General features: G+C 73.6%; 11 protein-coding genes. 6 read left to right on the top strand and 5 right to left on the bottom strand.

Going from position 1 to position 16,507, the window contains the following annotated elements; translation table 11 throughout:
• Positions 1 to 6 precede the first annotated feature (6 nt).
• Together WN71_RS04785 and WN71_RS04780 are read right to left on the bottom strand one after the other, a co-directional pair.
• Positions 7 to 1,512 carry an ADP-ribosylglycohydrolase family protein gene (locus WN71_RS04785; protein WP_420856449.1) on the bottom strand — a complete coding sequence of 502 codons (1,506 nt, stop codon included), beginning with the start codon at positions 1,510 to 1,512 and terminating at the stop codon, positions 7 to 9.
• A 302-nt stretch (positions 1,513 to 1,814) separates the two neighbouring features.
• On the bottom strand, positions 1,815 to 3,215 hold the full coding sequence (locus WN71_RS04780; RefSeq protein WP_240529559.1) for an ADP-ribosylglycohydrolase family protein: 1,401 nt from the start codon (positions 3,213 to 3,215) through the stop codon (positions 1,815 to 1,817).
• Positions 3,216 to 3,579: 364 nt separating this feature from the next.
• Here WN71_RS04780 and WN71_RS04775 point away from each other — a divergent pair, with 364 nt between their 5' ends.
• From WN71_RS04775 to WN71_RS04765, 3 genes are all read left to right on the top strand, one after another.
• Complete coding sequence (locus WN71_RS04775) at positions 3,580 to 4,311, top strand: VIT1/CCC1 transporter family protein (protein ID WP_046588960.1); 732 nt, start codon at positions 3,580 to 3,582, stop codon at positions 4,309 to 4,311.
• A 368-nt stretch (positions 4,312 to 4,679) separates the two neighbouring features.
• Positions 4,680 to 9,272, top strand: coding sequence for a glutamate synthase large subunit (gene gltB / locus WN71_RS04770; RefSeq protein ID WP_079177651.1), 4,593 nt, complete (start codon positions 4,680 to 4,682; stop codon positions 9,270 to 9,272).
• A complete protein-coding gene (locus WN71_RS04765; protein WP_046588956.1) occupies positions 9,265 to 10,728 on the top strand; it encodes a glutamate synthase subunit beta in 1,464 nt (487 codons plus the stop codon). Before gltB ends, WN71_RS04765 begins: the two co-directional genes overlap by 8 nt.
• 162 nt (positions 10,729 to 10,890) lie before the next feature.
• Here the strand turns inward: WN71_RS04765 and WN71_RS04760 are convergent, their stop codons facing one another.
• Positions 10,891 to 11,829: a chitosanase gene (locus WN71_RS04760; protein ID WP_046588954.1), complete on the bottom strand. Its 939-nt coding sequence runs from the start codon at positions 11,827 to 11,829 to the stop codon at positions 10,891 to 10,893.
• 231 nt (positions 11,830 to 12,060) lie between these two features.
• Here WN71_RS04760 and WN71_RS04755 point away from each other — a divergent pair, with 231 nt between their 5' ends.
• The gene (locus WN71_RS04755) at positions 12,061 to 12,786 is read left to right on the top strand and encodes a vWA domain-containing protein (RefSeq protein ID WP_046588952.1); all 726 of its coding nucleotides are present in this window, start codon (positions 12,061 to 12,063) and stop codon (positions 12,784 to 12,786) included.
• A 12-nt stretch (positions 12,787 to 12,798) separates the two neighbouring features.
• Here WN71_RS04755 and WN71_RS04750 read toward each other — a convergent pair whose 3' ends face one another.
• Together WN71_RS04750 and WN71_RS04745 are read right to left on the bottom strand one after the other, a co-directional pair.
• Positions 12,799 to 13,782, bottom strand: coding sequence for an acyl-CoA dehydrogenase family protein (locus tag WN71_RS04750; RefSeq protein ID WP_046588949.1), 984 nt, complete (start codon positions 13,780 to 13,782; stop codon positions 12,799 to 12,801).
• Complete coding sequence (locus WN71_RS04745; protein ID WP_046588947.1) at positions 13,782 to 14,921, bottom strand: acyl-CoA dehydrogenase family protein; 1,140 nt, start codon at positions 14,919 to 14,921, stop codon at positions 13,782 to 13,784. Before WN71_RS04745 ends, WN71_RS04750 begins: the two co-directional genes overlap by 1 nt.
• 83 nt (positions 14,922 to 15,004) lie before the next feature.
• Between WN71_RS04745 and WN71_RS04740 the strand changes: the two genes are divergently transcribed.
• Positions 15,005 to 15,820, top strand: coding sequence for an SDR family oxidoreductase (locus WN71_RS04740; protein WP_046588945.1), 816 nt, complete (start codon positions 15,005 to 15,007; stop codon positions 15,818 to 15,820).
• Between the two features lie 48 nt (positions 15,821 to 15,868).
• A complete protein-coding gene (locus tag WN71_RS04735; protein WP_046588944.1) occupies positions 15,869 to 16,501 on the top strand; it encodes a TetR/AcrR family transcriptional regulator in 633 nt (210 codons plus the stop codon).
• The last annotated feature ends 6 nt before the right edge of the window (positions 16,502 to 16,507 follow it).

The raw sequence follows: 16,507 nt of genomic DNA, 5'->3' as shown, positions 1-16,507 counted from the left end.
CCCGAATCATCCTCCTGGTGGGGCCGGTTGCGCGGCTTCCAGGAGTTCGGCGAGTTCCACGAGGTCGGTGCCGGTGAGACGGGGCAGCGTGCAGCCGGAGAGGGTGCGGCACGCCTTGCGCCAGGAGGCGGGGATCGCGGCGGCGCCGCCCAGCGCGCCGGTCAGGGCGCCGGCGAGGGCGGGCGCGGAGTCCGCGACCCGGGACAGGCAGGCCGCGGCCGGCACCGCCTCGGCGATCCGGCCGCGGGCGGCGGTGGCCAGGGCGAGCGCGACCGGCACGGTCTCGGCGGCGGCGATGCCGTAGCTGTAGACGTGGTCGACGATCTGATGCTCCAGCAGCGGTACGAGGGCGAAGGCGCCGTCGCTCTCCCCGGCGAGGCGCAGCGCGTGCCGGGCGTTGCGGCCGATCTCCGTACCCTCGGGCAGTTCGGCGAGCGCGGCCGCCACGCAGGCGGTCACGTCCGCGCCGGTGAGCGCGAGCGCGAGGGCGGCCGCCATCGCGCGGGCGCCGTGCACGCCGTCGCCGTCCTGGGTGTAGCGGGCGTCGAACTCGGCGAGGGCGGCGGCGGCCGCGGGGTCGCCGGGGTGCGCGATGGCCAGCGCGCAGGCGCGTACGCAGGCCGCGTCGTCGAAGTAGTGCGGGTTGTCGTGGCCGGTGGCGGGCGGGCGCAGGCCGGCGGCTAGGTTGCCGAGGCCGGCGCGGACGGAGATGCGGGCGCGCAGCGGGATCACGGCCGACTCGATCTCGGGGGCGCGCTCGGCCGCGGCGGCGACCTCCGCGGCGATCGCGTTCCAGGTCAGATCGATGGCGGCCCGGGTACGGCGGTCCCGTCCCAGGTCGCCGAGGGCGGTGTCGTCGCCCGCCCGCAGCACGGCCTCCGCGGCGAAGGCCGCCCATTCGGCGTCGTCGGAGGGGCCGAGGAGCAGTGGCTCGGGCGGCTGGTTGAGCGCGATCGGGACCGGCAGGGTGGTGGTGGCGTTCAGCTCGGCGAAGGTGTCCAGCTCGCGGGTCAGCCGCCGCGTCCAGTCCGGCATCCGCGCGGCGCGGTGCCGTGCGGCGGGCCACCCGGCGGCGTCCCCGACGGCCAGCCCGAGCAGCAGCCCCGCGACCCGCCCCGGACGCCCGCCGTCCACGACGGCAACGGGCGGACACCCCGGCGCACTCTCCACCACGGCAACCCCGGCACCCCGCACGTCCCGCCCCCGACGTCCCGCGCTCCCAGCGGACGCCCCGTCCAGCGCCACCGCCGCCTCGCCCGGCCGGACACCGGACGGGACGTCCGCCGGGGCGCCGGGCGCGGGGCCCTCGGCCGCCGTCCACAGGGGCGCCGCCTCCCCACCGGGCGCCCATGCCGCCTGTGCGCCGGACGCGGCCGGGTCCGCAGCGGCACGGCCCGGGCTGGCGCCCGTGCCTGGGCTGGCGCCCGTGCCTGGGCTGGCGCCGGTGCCCGGGCTCGCGCCCGCACCTGGACCTGCGCCGGTGCCCGGGCCCGGGGCTGCGCCCCCTCCCATACCCGCGCCCGCTCCCATACCCGCGCCCGGGCCTGCGTCCATACCCGGGCCCGCAGGGCCTGCGCCCGCTCCGGGGACCAGGCTCGCGCCCGCTCCCGGGCCCGTACCCGCTCCCGGGCCCGTACCCGCTCCCGGGCCCGTACCCGCTCCCGGGCCCGCGCCCATGCCTGCGCCCGAAGGGCCCGCGCCCGCCCCGGGGACCGGCCCCGTGCCCGCGCCCTCCTCCTCCGGCCCCGCCGCATCCCCCGCGGCCAGCGGACCCCGTGTCGGGCCCCCGTCCCAGGGTCCCGGCCCCGGGGGCCTCATCGTGGGGCTCCCTCGGTGACCGGTACCGGTACGGGTGCCTTTCCCGCCTCCGCGACATGGGCGGCCGCCGCCCTGGCAGCGGCAGCCGCTGCCGCGCCCCGGCCTGGCGCGAGCCCCGCCGCCTCCTCGCCCGCCACAGGCGCGGCGCCGGCCGAGGGCGAACCCGCCACTTCCCGAGCCGCCCGGGGCGAACCTGCCCCCGCCAACTCCTCGCCCGCCGCAGGCGCGGTACCGGCCGAGGGCGAACCCGCCACTTCCCGAGCCGCCGCAGGCGAATGCGCAGCATCGGCCGAGGGCGAATCGCCCGCCGCCTCCTCGCCCGCCGCAGGCGAACCCCCCGCTCCCCGAGCCGCCGCAGGCGCTGCCGCAGGGTCCCACTTGCCGTCCTCGCCCGGTGTCAGCAGGTCCGCGATGTCGCGGATGTGGTGGCCCGCCATCGACGGGAGGCAGCTGCCGCGGGCCGGGCCGATCGGCGTGGTCCATTCCTCCGGGATCGCGGACGCGCCCTGCGTCGCGCCGGCCAGGGCGCCCGCGACCGCCGCCGTGGTGTCGGCGTCGCGGCCCATGTTCACGGCCGTGAGGACCGCCTCGCGGAAGTCGCCGTCGGCCGCCGCGTACGCCCCGAAGGCCAGGGCCACCGCCTCGGGGGCGAGGTCGGTCCACGGGTAGCCGCCGATCACCACCGCCGAGCGCACGGCGCGTTCGCCGCGGTGGGCGACGGCCGCCGCCCGGCGCAGCGAGCGGGCCGTCCAGGAGTCGTCGGGGACGACCGCGAGGGCGGAGGCCACGACCACGGCCGGCGGGGCGCCCGCCATCGCCGCCGCGACGCCCGCCGCGACCGCCTGGCCGCCGTAGATGCCCTCGCCCTCGTGGCTGACCGAGCCGTCGATGGCCACCAGCCGGGCCGCCTCGGCGGGGCGGCCCGCCGCGAACACCCCGAAGGGCGCCGCCCGCATGGCGAGCCCGTCGCTCCAGGCGTGCCGGTGCTGTGCCGAGATGGGCGCGGCCAGTCCCCGCCGCAGGTTCTCCAGGGTGCCGCGCTCGCTGAACCCCGCGCCCCGGAAGGGACCTTCGTGCCGGTCGGCGATCCACGCGTGCCAGGCGGCCTCGACATGCGCCGCGGTCAGGGCCGAGCCGTGCCGGGCCAGCAGCAGGCCGGAGAAGATCGCGTACTCGGTGTCGTCCGTGCCCGCGGGCCGGTCGACGACGTATCCGGTGATCCGGCCCCAGCGGGCGCGGATCTCGGAGGGCTTCATGTTCTCGGCGGGGGCCCCGAGGGCGTCCCCGACGGCCAGGCCGAGCAGTGCGCCACGGCCTCGCTCGCGAAGTCCCGCCGCGTCCACGTGGGCCGTGGGGACGGCGGCCGTGGCGGGGCGGGTGCAGGCGGTCTGTGCCATGCGGGATGTGTGCCACCCCGCGGGCCCGGCGGAGCCTGCGGCACCTCAGCGTCACCCGGTCGACATGTGTGCGTAAGGAAACTCGAATGAGCGCGCGAGTGCAAAAGCCCTGGTTAGCCCAGCCTTTCCTTGCTGGCGGAAGGGAATGCGAGGGCGTACGTTCGGGGTTGTCGAAAAGTAGAACCTGTCCAAACTTAGCTTTGCCTTAGCTTCCTGACTGCCCGGCCTTCCGGCCGGTCGCCGAGCCTTCGGACCGGCCTTCCGGCCGGTCGCCGAGCCTTCGGACCGGCCTCCCGCCGGTCGCCGAGCCTTCGGACCGGCCTCCCGGCCGGCCGTCGAGCTTCCTGAACTCCCTGGGGGACCCGTGGCCATCATCGACATCGAAGCCCCACTGCACGAGGCGCACCGCGACAACCACACCCACCGCGACGTCAACGGCGGCTGGCTGCGCCCGGCCGTGTTCGGCGCGATGGACGGCCTGGTGTCCAACCTCGCCTTGATCACCGGTGTCGCGGGCGGCGCGGTCAGTCATCAGACGATCGTGATCACCGGGCTCGCGGGCCTCGCCGCCGGTGCCTTCTCGATGGCGGCCGGCGAGTACACCTCCGTCGCCTCGCAGCGCGAACTCGTCGAGGCCGAGCTCGACGTGGAGCGCCGCGAGCTGCGCAAGCATCCCGAGGACGAGGAGCGGGAGCTCGCCGCGCTGTACGCGGCCCGGGGCGTGGAGCCCGAACTCGCCCGTGAGGTGGCCCGCCAGCTGTCCCGCGACCCCGAACAGGCGCTGGAGATACACGCCCGCGAGGAACTCGGCGTCGACCCCGGCGACCTGCCCTCGCCGCTGGTGGCCGCCGTGTCGTCGTTCGGCTCCTTCGCGCTGGGCGCCCTGCTCCCGGTGCTGCCGTTCCTGCTGGGCGCGACCGCCCTGTGGCCCGCGCTGCTGCTCGCGCTCGTCGGCCTGTTCGGCTGCGGCGCGGTCGTCGCCCGGGTCACCGCGCGCACCTGGTGGTACAGCGGCCTGCGCCAGCTCGCCCTCGGTGGCGCGGCCGCCGGTGTGACGTACGCCCTCGGCGCTTTGTTCGGAACGGCCGTAGGATAGGGCCCCACTGGTACCTATGCGATGGGCCGCATAAGTAGCCGGTTACCCGCGGGTTTCGAACGAGGGACCGCGGGGCATGAGCCGTAAGCATTGCGGGCAATGACGCCCGCCCCCTACTCGCGGGGTGAGCGCCACAGCTCCCCCCGCCTCGGTCTGCCGGACATCGATCTGTCCGGATCGGCCCCCTTGATCTCCCACCGGGCGCGGCACCCCCGCCATGGACTCTCGGTGTCCGCATGTTGGAACGCAGTATCCGGTTCACGAGAACCAATCCATCATGTAACCTGCACGAAATTTTGCACTCCACGCAGAGGGCCAACGTCGTCCCTCGGCACTGCATATGCCACTTGACGACGACGGGAGAGCCGATGCGTACGCCGCGCCAGCCGTCCCAGCACTCCGCGAACGGCCGAAACTGGTCCTTCATGGATGCTCGCCCTGCTGCGCAGGGTATGTACGACCCCCGCAACGAAAAGGACGCCTGCGGCGTCGGTTTCGTGGCCACCCTCACCGGCGAGGCGAGCCATGCGCTGGTCGAGCAGGCGCTCACCGTTCTGCGCAACCTCGAACACCGCGGCGCCACCGGCTCCGAGCCCGACTCGGGCGACGGTGCCGGCCTGCTCTCCCAGGTGCCGGACGCCTTCTTCCGCGAGGTGGCCGGATTCGAGCTCCCCGCGGCCGGCCGCTACGCCGTCGGCATCGCCTTCCTGCCCGAGCAGGACACCGACGAGGCCGTCTCACGGATCGAGACGATCGCCGGCGAGGAGGGCCTGACCGTCCTCGGCTGGCGCGAGGTCCCCGTCGCCCCCGAACTCCTCGGCGCCACCGCCCGTTCGACGATGCCCGCCTTCCGGCAGATCTTCGTCGGCGCCGGCGAGCTGGAGGGCATCGCCCTCGACCGCAAGGCCTTCGTGCTGCGCAAGCGCGCCGAGCGCGAGGCCGGGGTCTACTTCCCGTCGCTGTCCGCGCGGACCATCGTCTACAAGGGCATGCTCACCACCGGTCAGCTGGAGCCCTTCTTCCCGGACCTGTCCGACCGCCGCTTCGCCTCCGCGATCGCGCTCGTGCACTCCCGGTTCTCCACGAACACCTTCCCGTCGTGGCCGCTCGCGCACCCCTACCGGTTCGTCGCGCACAACGGTGAGATCAACACCGTCAAGGGCAACCGCAACTGGATGCAGGCCCGCGAGTCGCAGCTGGTCTCCGACCTGTTCGGCGACCGCGCGCCCGAGCGCGTCTTCCCGGTCTGCACCCCCGACGCCTCCGACTCCGCGTCCTTCGACGAGGTCCTCGAACTCCTGCACCTCGGCGGCCGTTCGCTGCCCCACTCGGTGCTGATGATGATCCCGGAGGCGTGGGAGAACCACGACTCCATGGACCCGGCCCGGCGCGCCTTCTACCAGTTCCACTCCACGATGATGGAGCCCTGGGACGGCCCGGCCTGCGTCACCTTCACCGACGGCACCCAGGTCGGCGCCGTGCTCGACCGCAACGGCCTGCGCCCCGGCCGCTACTGGGTCACCGACGAGGGCCTCGTCGTCCTCGGCTCCGAGGTCGGCGTCCTCGACATCGACCCCGCGAAGGTCGTCCGCAAGGGCCGCCTCCAGCCCGGCCGGATGTTCCTCGTGGACACCGCCGAGCACCGCATCATCGAGGACGACGAGATCAAGGCCGGCCTCGCCGCCGAGCAGCCGTACGCCGAGTGGCTGGAGGCCGGTGAGATCGAGCTGGGCGACCTGCCCGAGCGCGAGCACATCGTCCACACCCACGCCTCGGTCACCCGCCGCCAGCAGACCTTCGGCTACACCGAGGAGGAGCTGCGCGTCATCCTCGCGCCGATGGCCAAGGCCGGTGCCGAGCCGATCGGTTCGATGGGCACCGACTCGCCGATCGCCGCGCTGAGCGAGCGCCCGCGCCTGCTCTTCGACTACTTCACCCAGCTGTTCGCGCAGGTCACCAACCCGCCGCTGGACGCCATCCGCGAGGAGCTCGTCACCTCGCTGCGCTCCTCCCTCGGCCCGTCCGGCAACCTGCTCGACCCGGTGGCCGCGTCCTGTCGCAGCGTCGTGCTGCCCTTCCCGGTCATCGACAACGACGAGCTGGCCAAGCTCATCCACATCAACGCCGACGGCGACCTGCCCGGCTTCAAGGCCGCGACGCTCTCCGGCCTGTACCGGGTCTCCGGCGGCGGCGAGGCCCTCGCCGCGCGCATCGACGAGATCTGCGCCGAGACCGACGCCGCCATCGAGAACGGCGCCGGCCTGATCGTCCTGTCCGACCGGCACTCCGACGCCGAGCACGCGCCGATCCCGTCGCTGCTGCTCACCGCGGCCGTCCACCACCACCTCATCCGCACCAAGCAGCGCACCCGCGTGGGCCTGCTGGTCGAGGCCGGCGACGTCCGCGAGGTCCACCACGTCGCCCTGCTCATCGGCTACGGCGCCGCCGCGGTCAACCCGTACCTGGCGATGGAGTCCGTCGAGGACCTGGTCCACGCGGGCACCTTCCTGCCCGGCATGGAGGCCGAGCAGGCCATCCGCAACCTGATCTACGCCCTCGGCAAGGGCGTCCTGAAGGTCATGTCCAAGATGGGCATCTCGACCGTCGCCTCCTACCGCGGCGCCCAGGTCTTCGAGGCCGTCGGCCTCGACACCGCCTTCGTCGAGAAGTACTTCAACGGCACCGCCACCAAGATCGGCGGCGTCGGCATCGACGTCGTCGCCAAGGAGGTCGCCGCCCGCCACGCCAAGGCCTACCCGGCCTCCGGCATCGCTCCCGCGCACCGCGCGCTGGACATCGGCGGCGAGTACCAGTGGCGCCGCGAGGGCGAGCCGCACCTGTTCGACCCGGAGACGGTCTTCCGCCTCCAGCACTCGACCCGTGCCAAGCGCTACGACATCTTCAAGAAGTACACGGACCGGGTGAACGAGCAGTCCGAGCGCCTCATGACGCTGCGCGGCCTGTTCGGCTTCGCCTCGGACCGCCCGTCGATCCCGATCGACGAGGTCGAGCCGGTCTCCGAGATCGTCAAGCGCTTCTCCACCGGCGCCATGTCCTACGGCTCCATCTCGCGCGAGGCGCACGAGACCCTCGCCATCGCCATGAACCAGCTGGGCGGCAAGTCCAACACCGGTGAGGGCGGCGAGGACCCGGAGCGCCTGTACGACCCGGCCCGCCGCTCCGCGATCAAGCAGGTCGCCTCCGGCCGCTTCGGCGTCACCTCCGAGTACCTGGTCAACGCCGACGACATCCAGATCAAGATGGCCCAGGGCGCCAAGCCCGGCGAGGGCGGCCAGCTGCCCGGCCACAAGGTCTACCCGTGGGTGGCCAAGACCCGGCACTCGACCCCGGGCGTCGGCCTGATCTCCCCGCCGCCGCACCACGACATCTACTCCATCGAGGACCTGGCCCAGCTGATCCACGACCTCAAGAACGCCAACCCGCAGGCCCGCATCCACGTGAAGCTGGTCTCCGAGGTCGGCGTCGGCACGGTCGCGGCCGGCGTGTCCAAGGCCCACGCGGACGTCGTGCTGATCTCCGGTCACGACGGCGGCACCGGCGCCTCCCCGCTGACCTCGCTCAAGCACGCGGGCGGCCCCTGGGAGCTCGGCCTCGCCGAGACCCAGCAGACCCTGCTGCTCAACGGCCTGCGCGACCGCATCGTCGTGCAGACCGACGGCCAGCTGAAGACCGGCCGTGACGTGGTCATCGCCGCGCTCCTCGGCGCCGAGGAGTTCGGCTTCGCCACCGCCCCGCTGGTGGTCTCCGGCTGCATCATGATGCGCGTCTGCCACCTGGACACCTGCCCGGTCGGCGTCGCCACCCAGAACCCGGTGCTGCGCGAGCGCTTCACCGGCAAGGCCGAGTACATCGTCAACTTCTTCCGGTTCATCGCGGAGGAGGTCCGCGAGATCCTCGCCGAGCTGGGCTTCCGCTCCATCGAGGAGGCCGTCGGCCACGCCGAGGCGCTCGACGTCACCCGCGCGGTCGACCACTGGAAGGCGCAGGGCCTGGACCTCGCCCCGCTGTTCTACGTGCCGGAGCTGCCCGAGGGCGCGGTCCTGCACCAGGTCGTCGCGCAGGACCACGGCCTGGAGAAGGCGCTCGACAACGAGCTGATCAAGCTCGCCTCCGACGCGCTGGCCGCCGACTCGGCGACCGACGCGCAGCCGGTGCGCGCCCAGGTCTCCATCCGCAACATCAACCGCACGGTCGGCACCATGCTCGGCCACGAGGTGACGAAGAAGTTCGGCGGCGCGGGCCTGCCCGACGACACCGTCGACATCACCTTCACCGGCTCCGCGGGCCAGTCCTTCGGCGCCTTCCTGCCGCGCGGTGTCACGCTGCGCCTGGAGGGCGACGCCAACGACTACGTCGGCAAGGGCCTCTCCGGCGGCCGGGTGATCGTCCGTCCCGACCGGGGCGCCGACCACCTCGCCGAGTACTCCACCATCGCGGGCAACACCATCGCCTACGGCGCCACCGGCGGCGAGCTGTTCCTGCGCGGCCGCACCGGCGAGCGCTTCTGCGTCCGCAACTCCGGTGCGCTGGTGGTCTCCGAGGGCGTGGGCGACCACGGCTGCGAGTACATGACCGGCGGTCACGCGGTCGTCCTCGGCGAGACCGGCCGCAACTTCGCGGCCGGCATGTCGGGCGGCGTCGCCTACGTGATCGACCTCGACCGCGACCACGTCAACGCCGGCAACCTCGGCGCCGTCGAGCAGCTCGACGACACCGACCGCCAGTGGCTGCACGACGTGGTGCGCCGCCACCAGGAGGAGACCGGCTCCACGGTCGCCGAGAAGCTGCTCGCCGAGTGGGACACCGCGGTGAACCGCTTCAGCAAGATCATCCCCAGCACGTACAAGGCAGTGCTCGCCGCCAAGGACGCCGCCGAGCGAGCCGGTCTCTCCGAGACCGAGATCACCGAGAAGATGATGGAGGCGGCGATCAATGGCTGACCCGAAGGGCTTCCTCAACCACGGGCGCGAAGTCGCCACCTCCCGCCCGGTCGCCGAGCGCGTCCGGGACTGGAACGAGGTCTACGTCCCCGGCTCGCTGCTGCCCATCATCAGCAAGCAGGCCAGCCGGTGCATGGACTGCGGCATCCCGTTCTGCCACAACGGCTGTCCGCTCGGGAACCTCATCCCCGAGTGGAACGACTACGCCTACCGCGAGGACTGGACCGCCGCGTCCGAGCGCCTGCACGCGACCAACAACTTCCCGGAGTTCACCGGTCGCCTGTGCCCCGCGCCGTGCGAGTCGGCCTGCGTCCTCGGCATCAACCAGCCGCCGGTGACGATCAAGAACGTCGAGGTCTCGATCATCGACAAGGCGTGGGACGCCGGCACCGTCGCCGCGCAGGCCCCCGAGCGCCTGTCCGGCAAGACGGTCGCCGTCATCGGCTCGGGCCCGGCGGGTCTCGCCGCCGCCCAGCAGCTGACCCGGGCCGGCCACACCGTCGCCGTCTACGAGCGCGCGGACCGCGTCGGAGGCCTCCTCCGCTACGGCATCCCCGAGTTCAAGATGGAGAAGCGGCACATCAACCGCCGTATCGAGCAGATGCGCGCGGAGGGCACCCGCTTCCGTACCGGCGTCGAGATCGGCCGGGACCTCAAGGCCACCGACCTCCGCAAGCGCTACGACGCCGTCGTCATCGCCGCCGGTGCCACCACCGCCCGCGACCTGCCCGTCCCCGGGCGGGAGCTGGCGGGCGTGTACCAGGCGATGGAGTACCTGCCGCTGGCCAACAAGGTCCAGGAGGGCGACTACGTCACCACCCCGATCTCGGCCGAGGGCAAGCACGTCGTGGTCATCGGCGGCGGCGACACCGGCGCGGACTGCGTGGGCACCGCCCACCGCCAGGGCGCGGCCTCCGTCACGCAGCTGGAGATCATGCCCCGCCCGGGCGAGGACCGGAACCCGGTCTCCCAGCCGTGGCCGACCTTCCCGATGCTCTACAAGGTCACCAGCGCGCACGAGGAGGGCGGCGAGCGGGTCTACTCCGTCTCCACCACCCACTTCGAGGGCGACGAGGACGGCAACGTCCAGTGGCTGCACCTCACCGAGGTCGAGTTCGTCGACGGCAGGCTGACCCCGAAGCCGGGCACGGAGCGCAAGATCCCCGCCCAGCTGGTCACCCTCGCCATGGGCTTCACCGGCACCGACCGTGAGAACGGCCTGGTCGACCAGTTCGCCCTGGAGCTCGACGAGCGGGGTAACATCGCTCGCGACGCCGACTTCCAGACCAATGTGCCGGGTGTGTTCGTCGCCGGTGACGCCGGTCGCGGCCAGTCGCTCATCGTCTGGGCCATCGCCGAGGGCCGCTCGGCCGCCCGCGGGGTGGACCGCTTCCTGACGGGCGCCAGCGAGCTGCCGGCCCCGATCCGCCCGACGGACCGTTCGCTGATGGTCTGATCGCGCGTTCACAAGACGTCCCGCACAAAGGCGTGCGGAACATTGATGGCGCCTGCCCACTGTCCCCGACCGGACTGGGCGGGCGCCGTCGCACATCCGGGGACGGGCGCGCGCGGCCCTCGGGCAACGGGCGACGGGGATGTCCGAAGACAGGCGCGGCCGTCAGGGAATCCGGTACGTCTCCCCGTACATCCGCCAGGTGAGCGGGGTGCGCAGGCCGAGGTTGCCCTCATCCAGGAAGCCGCGCTGCGCGGTGACCCGGCTGGTGTCCACACCCGGGTGCATCGACAGCATCGCCTGACGGCGGGCGTCGAGGAAGGCGTTCAGCCAGGCCCGCTCGCTGCCGCCCCGGGCGGGCGTGCGGGCGTGGCGCAGCGCCGTGGCCCGGATCGCCCCGAAGCTGTTCGGGACCGTGCCCTGGCCGTGGTAGACCATCGCGTCGTAGTAGATGAACTGGCCCAGCGTGCCGAGCCCGTCCTGCTCGGCGGTGTGCACCGCCGGGTCGAAGTAGAGCCGGTCGCGCTCGGCGTCCTGCGCCGCGCGGAAGGCGGGGACCTTGGCCTCCGCCCGCCAGGCCGTGGTGAAACCGGGGTCCAGTCCCTCGTGCGAATCGCTTCCGTCGACCCGGCGCAGGGCGGGCAGATAGCGGGCGAGCCCGTTGTCCGGGTGCTGGGCGGTGTACCCCTCGACCAGCTCCAGCAGGTCGTGGGTGCCGGTGCAGAAACCGATGAGCCCGGCCGTGTAGCCCTGCCCGTCGCCGATGTCCTCGATGTAGGCGTACGCGCTGCGCCAGTTCAGGGTGCTGTTCTCGGCGCTCGCCACGATCTCCTGCGCGATCTCCTTCTCGGCCGGCGCGGACAGGCCGGCCGGCCGGGAGGTGGCGGCCGCCAGGGTCGGCGAGCCGCTCGGCGAGGGGGAGGCCGAGGCGGACGGTGAGGGTGAGGCGCTCGGCGAGGGCGTGCCGTCCGCCGTGGCGGGGCCGGCCGTGATCTCGTCGAGCACCGGACCGTGGGCTTCCGCGTCGGCCGGCCCGAGGCCGTAGAGCGTCGCGGCGATCAGGACGGGGACGCCCGCGAGGAGCAGGACACCGGCGGGTCTCATAGCGGACAGCCTAGGGCGTTCAGGCCGTGAGTCGGGCAACCTTCACGATCGTCGGGCCGATCAGGGCCACCGGCACCACGGCGCGGGCGCCCGCCCGGAGCGCCGCGGGCCGCGGGGCGCGTTAGCGCACGCGAGCGTCACCCTGCCGCCGGCACGGAGGGGGCCGAGCCGGTGGTGGTGCGGCATCGAAGGGCATGGCCAACGCCGGTGGCAGGAGGGAGAGTAGGGGCCATGGTTGCGATCACTCTGAAGAAGGTCGAGGAGTCGGCGCCCGCGCTGGTCGACCTGTACAAGAGCGCGGGCGCGTCGCTCGCCCGGCACGGCCTGGAGGGGCAGCGGGTCGCCGTCTACCTCGTGGTCGACTACTCGGGCTCGATGCGGCCGTACTACCAGGACGGCAGTGTGCAGGCGCTGGCCGACCGGGTGCTCGGGCTCTCCGCGCACCTCGACGACGACGGCCGCGTCCCCGTCGTGTTCTTCTCCACGGACGTCGACGCCGTCACCGACATCGCCCTCGCCGACCACCACGGCCGCGTCGACCGGATCGTGGCGGGGCTCGGGCACATGGGGAAGACCAGCTACCACCTGGCGATGGACGCCGTCATCGACCACTACCTGGACAGCGGCTCCACCGCCCCCGCCCTCGTCGTCTTCCAGACCGACGGCGGGCCGATCAACAAGCTCGCCGCGGAGCGCTACCTGTGCAAGGCGGCCGAACTGCCGCTGTTCTGGCAGTTCATCGGCTTCGGCGACCCGGAGAGCCGTCAGTTCGACTTTCTGCGCAAGCTCGACGAACTGGCCGTGCCGGCCCGCCGGGTGGTCGACAACGCGGGCTTCTTCCACGCGGGTTCGCAGCCCGGCCGGATGTCCGAGGCCGAGCTGTACGACCGGCTGGTGGCGGAGTTCCCGCAGTGGCTCGCGGCGGCACGGGCCCGGGGCATCCTGCGGGCCGACTGAACCCCGGGACCCTCACGGCCGGCCCGCGTCCCCGTCGAGGACGGCGTCGCGGCACTCCTCGGGCGTGCCCCACGCCGTGCGCAGGGCACGGGCCTTGCCCAGCCACAGCGACAGGTCGTACTCCGCCGTGTAGCCGATCGCGCCGTGCAGATGCAGCGCCGTGACGGCCGTCCGGTACGCCGCCTCGCAGGCCGTGACCTTGGCGGCGGCGACATCGGCCGGATCCATGGTGACCGCCGCGCCGAACACCAGCGGACGCGCGAACTCCAGCGCGATCCGCGCGTCGGCCAGCCGGTGCTTGACGGCCTGGAAGGAGCCGACGGGAACGCCGAACTGGGTGCGCCTGCGGACATGGTCGACCGTGCGGTCGAGCAGCGCGAGGCCCACCCCGAGCGCCTGCGCCGCGGTCGCCAGCCGGGCCCAGCCGAGGGCGTCCTTCGGCGGGTCGCGGGTCAGCAGTTCGCCGCCCGGGGACAGTTCGGTGAGGCGGCGCGCGGGATCCAGCGAGCGGCGGACCGGACCGTGGCCGGGCGCCAGCCACAGCCCGTCCGCGGCGCGCACCAGACGCACCCCCGCCACCTCCCCGTCGAGGGCCCGTCCGGCGCCCGGACTCCCCTCGGGCCCGCGCTCCCGGTCGGCGACCGTGGCCAGGGTGTGCCCCGCCGCGATCGACGGCAGGAACCGTTCGGCGAGGGCGGGTCCGGCCAGCAGCACCGCCGCGGCGACCGTCTCCACCAGCGGTCCCGGCACCGCGTGCCGGCCCAACTCGACGAAGGCCACCGCGAGGTCCACCGGGCGGGGTCCCGCACCGCCGTACTTCTCGTCGACCGCGAGCGCGAACACCCCCGCCGCGCCGATACGGCCCCACAGCGCACGCCCGCGCGCCGGGTCGCCGCGGGCCCAGTCCCGGATCACCGAGGGCGTGTCCGCGGCGGTGAGCATCGCGTGCAACGAGGCCGCGAACGCGCGCTGTTCGGTGTCGAGGGCGAAACGCATCAGCGGCGTCCTCTCGGCAGGCCGAGCAGCCGCTCGGCGACGATGTCGCGCTGGATCTCGTTCGTCCCCGCGTAGATGGGACCGGCGAGGGAGAAGACCCAGCCCTCGGCCCAGTCGCCGTCCGCCGCCTCGCCGTCCGCGCCCAGCAGGTCGAGCGCCGTCTCGTGCAGCGCGATGTCGTACTCGGACCAGAACACCTTGTTCAGGCTGGACTCCGGGCCGGGCGGGGAGCACTCCAGGGGGCGCGAGGCGCTCGCGTAGGTGAACAGCTGATACGCGCGGGCGCCCATCACCGCGTCGGCGACCCGCCGCCGGGCCCACGCCGGGCTGCCCCGCTCCCGCCACAGGGCGCGCAGCCGGTCCGCGGCGGCGAGATAGCGGCCGGGCGAGCGCAGCGTGAGCCCGCGCTCGTCGCCCGTCGTCGACATCGCGATCCGCCAGCCCTCGCCGGGCGCGCCGATCACGTCCGCGTCGGGCACGAACACCCCGTCCAGGAACAGCTCCGCGAACGCGGGTCTGCCGTCCAGGCGGTCGATCGGGCGCACGGTGACGCCGGGCGCGCGCAGGTCGAACATCAGATAGGTCAGGCCCTCGTGGCGGCGGGGCGCGTCCGGACGGCTGCGGAACAGCCCGAACGCCCGGTCCGCGAACGCGGCCCGCGAGGACCACGTCTTGTGTCCGGTCAACCGCCAGCCCCCGGGCGCCCGTTCGGCGCGCGAGGTGAGCGAGGCCAGGTCCGAACCGGCCTCCGGCTCCGACCACGCCTGCGCCCAGACCTCCTCGCCGGACGCCATCGGCGGCAGCACGCGCGCCCGTTGCTCCGCGGTGCCGTGGTGCAGCAGCGTCGGGGCGAGCAGGCCGACCCCGTTCTGTCCGACCCGGGCCGGCGCGCCCGCCGCCCAGTACTCCTCCTCGAACAGCAGCCACCGTACGAGCCCCGCGTCCCGGCCGCCGTACTCCCGCGGCCAGGACACCACCGACCAGCGGTCCGCGGCCAGTTCGGCCTCCCAGGCGCGGTGCGCGGCGAAGCCGTCCGCGGTCTCCAGCGAGGGCAGCGGGGCCGCGGGCACATGCGCGGCGAGCCACGCGCGGGCCTCGGCGCGGAACTCCTCGTCGGCGGGGGAGAGAGTGAGATCCACCGCGTCCTCCTTCCGCAGCCGTCCCGGCGGCCGGGGCGTCCCCAATCTTCCCTAACAAGTGTTTGGTAGGTTAGCGTGCTGCCATGACAGGCGTCGAGAGGCCGCCCCGACGGCCCGCGGACCCGCCGGAGTACGTCGCCGGGCACGGGCTGCTGCGCGGCCGCAGCGCCGTCGTCACCGCCGCCGCCGGCACCGGCATCGGCGGCGCGACCGCCCGCCGCTTCCTGGAGGAGGGCGCGCGGGTGCTGCTCAGCGACGCCCACCCGCGCCGCCTGAAGGAGCACGAGGCCGCGCTGGCCGCCGAGTTCGGCGCGGACGCGGTGGCCGCGGCCCCCTGCGACGTGACCGACGAGAACCAGGTCCAAGCCCTGTTCGACACCGCCGTACGTCTGCACGGCCGACTGGACGTGGTGGTCAACAACGCCGGTCTCGGCGGCACTTCGAACCTGGCCGACATGACCGACGAGCAGTGGTCGAAGGTCCTGGACGTCACCCTGAACGGCACCTTCCGCTGCACCCGCGCCGCGCTGCGCCGCTTCCGCGCCCAGGGCTCGGGCGGCACGATCGTGAACAACGCCTCCGTCGTCGGCTGGCGCGCCCAGGCCGGGCAGGCGCACTACGCGGCGGCCAAGGCGGGCGTGATGGCGCTGACCCGCTGCGCGGCGGTCGAGGCCGCCGCGTTCGGCGTCCGGGTCAACGCGGTCTCCCCGAGCCTCGCTGTCCACCCCCACCTCGCGAAGGTCACCACCCCTGAGCTGCTCGCCGACCTGACCGCCCGCGAGGCGCTCGGACGGTCCGCGCAGCCCTGGGAGGTGGCCAACACGATCGTCTTCCTGGCCTCCCCCTACGCCTCCTACCTGACCGGGGAGGTCCTCTCCGTCAGCAGCCAGCACCCCTGAGCCGCGACAGCCGCAACAGCCCCGTACCGCTAGGACCACAATGGGACCGTGCCGACCAAGAAGAAGCCCCAGGTGACCGCCGTGAAGAAGCCCGCGGCGGCCGCCCAGGCCCGGCGTCGCGAACTCCTCGACACCGCCGCCGAGGTGTTCGCCGAACAGGGCTACAACGCCACCACCGTCCGCAAGATCGCCGACCACGCGGGGATGCTCGCGGGCAGCCTCTACTACCACTTCGACTCCAAGGAGTCGATGCTGGAGGAGATCCTGCGCGGCTTCCTCGACGAGCTCTGGGACGGCTACGACACCGTCCTGGGCGCCGAGCTGGGACCCCGCGAGACGCTGGAGGCCCTGGTCACCGAGTCGTTCCGGGAGATCGACCGGCACCGCGCCGCCGTCGCGATCTACCAGAAGGAGAGCAGGCAGCTGGCCGCGCAGGAGCGCTTCACCTTCCTCGCCGCGTCCCAGCGCAAGTTCGAGACCGCGTGGCTGTCGACGCTGGAGCGCGGGGTCGCGGCCCGGGTCTTCCGCGCCGACCTCGACGTCCGGCTCACCTACCGGTTCGTGCGCGACACCGTCTGGGTCGCCGCGTCCTGGTACCGGCCCGGCGGACAGCACAGCCCCGAGGAGATCGCCCGGCAGTACCTGTCGATGGTGCTGGACGGGATCGCCGTACGCACCTGAGCCGTT

The organism is Streptomyces mangrovisoli (assembly GCF_000974985.2).
Lineage (GTDB): Bacteria > Actinomycetota > Actinomycetes > Streptomycetales > Streptomycetaceae > Streptomyces > Streptomyces mangrovisoli.
Note: the sequence above shows the minus strand (reverse complement) of the source record. Positions and strands in the feature narration are given on the sequence as shown.

Excerpts from the sequence above, each read along its gene's own strand:
- WN71_RS04785 (WP_420856449.1), bottom strand. The coding sequence starts at position 1,512 with ATGGGAGGGGGCGCAGCCCCGGGCCCGGGCACCGGCGCAGGTCCAGGT.
- WN71_RS04780 (WP_240529559.1), bottom strand. The coding sequence starts at position 3,215 with ATGGCACAGACCGCCTGCACCCGCCCCGCCACGGCCGCCGTCCCCACG.
- gltB (WP_079177651.1), top strand. The coding sequence starts at position 4,680 with ATGCGTACGCCGCGCCAGCCGTCCCAGCACTCCGCGAACGGCCGAAAC.
- WN71_RS04765 (WP_046588956.1), top strand. The coding sequence starts at position 9,265 with ATGGCTGACCCGAAGGGCTTCCTCAACCACGGGCGCGAAGTCGCCACC.
- WN71_RS04760 (WP_046588954.1), bottom strand. The coding sequence starts at position 11,829 with ATGAGACCCGCCGGTGTCCTGCTCCTCGCGGGCGTCCCCGTCCTGATC.
- WN71_RS04755 (WP_046588952.1), top strand. The coding sequence starts at position 12,061 with ATGGTTGCGATCACTCTGAAGAAGGTCGAGGAGTCGGCGCCCGCGCTG.
- WN71_RS04750 (WP_046588949.1), bottom strand. The coding sequence starts at position 13,782 with ATGCGTTTCGCCCTCGACACCGAACAGCGCGCGTTCGCGGCCTCGTTG.
- WN71_RS04740 (WP_046588945.1), top strand. The coding sequence starts at position 15,005 with ATGACAGGCGTCGAGAGGCCGCCCCGACGGCCCGCGGACCCGCCGGAG.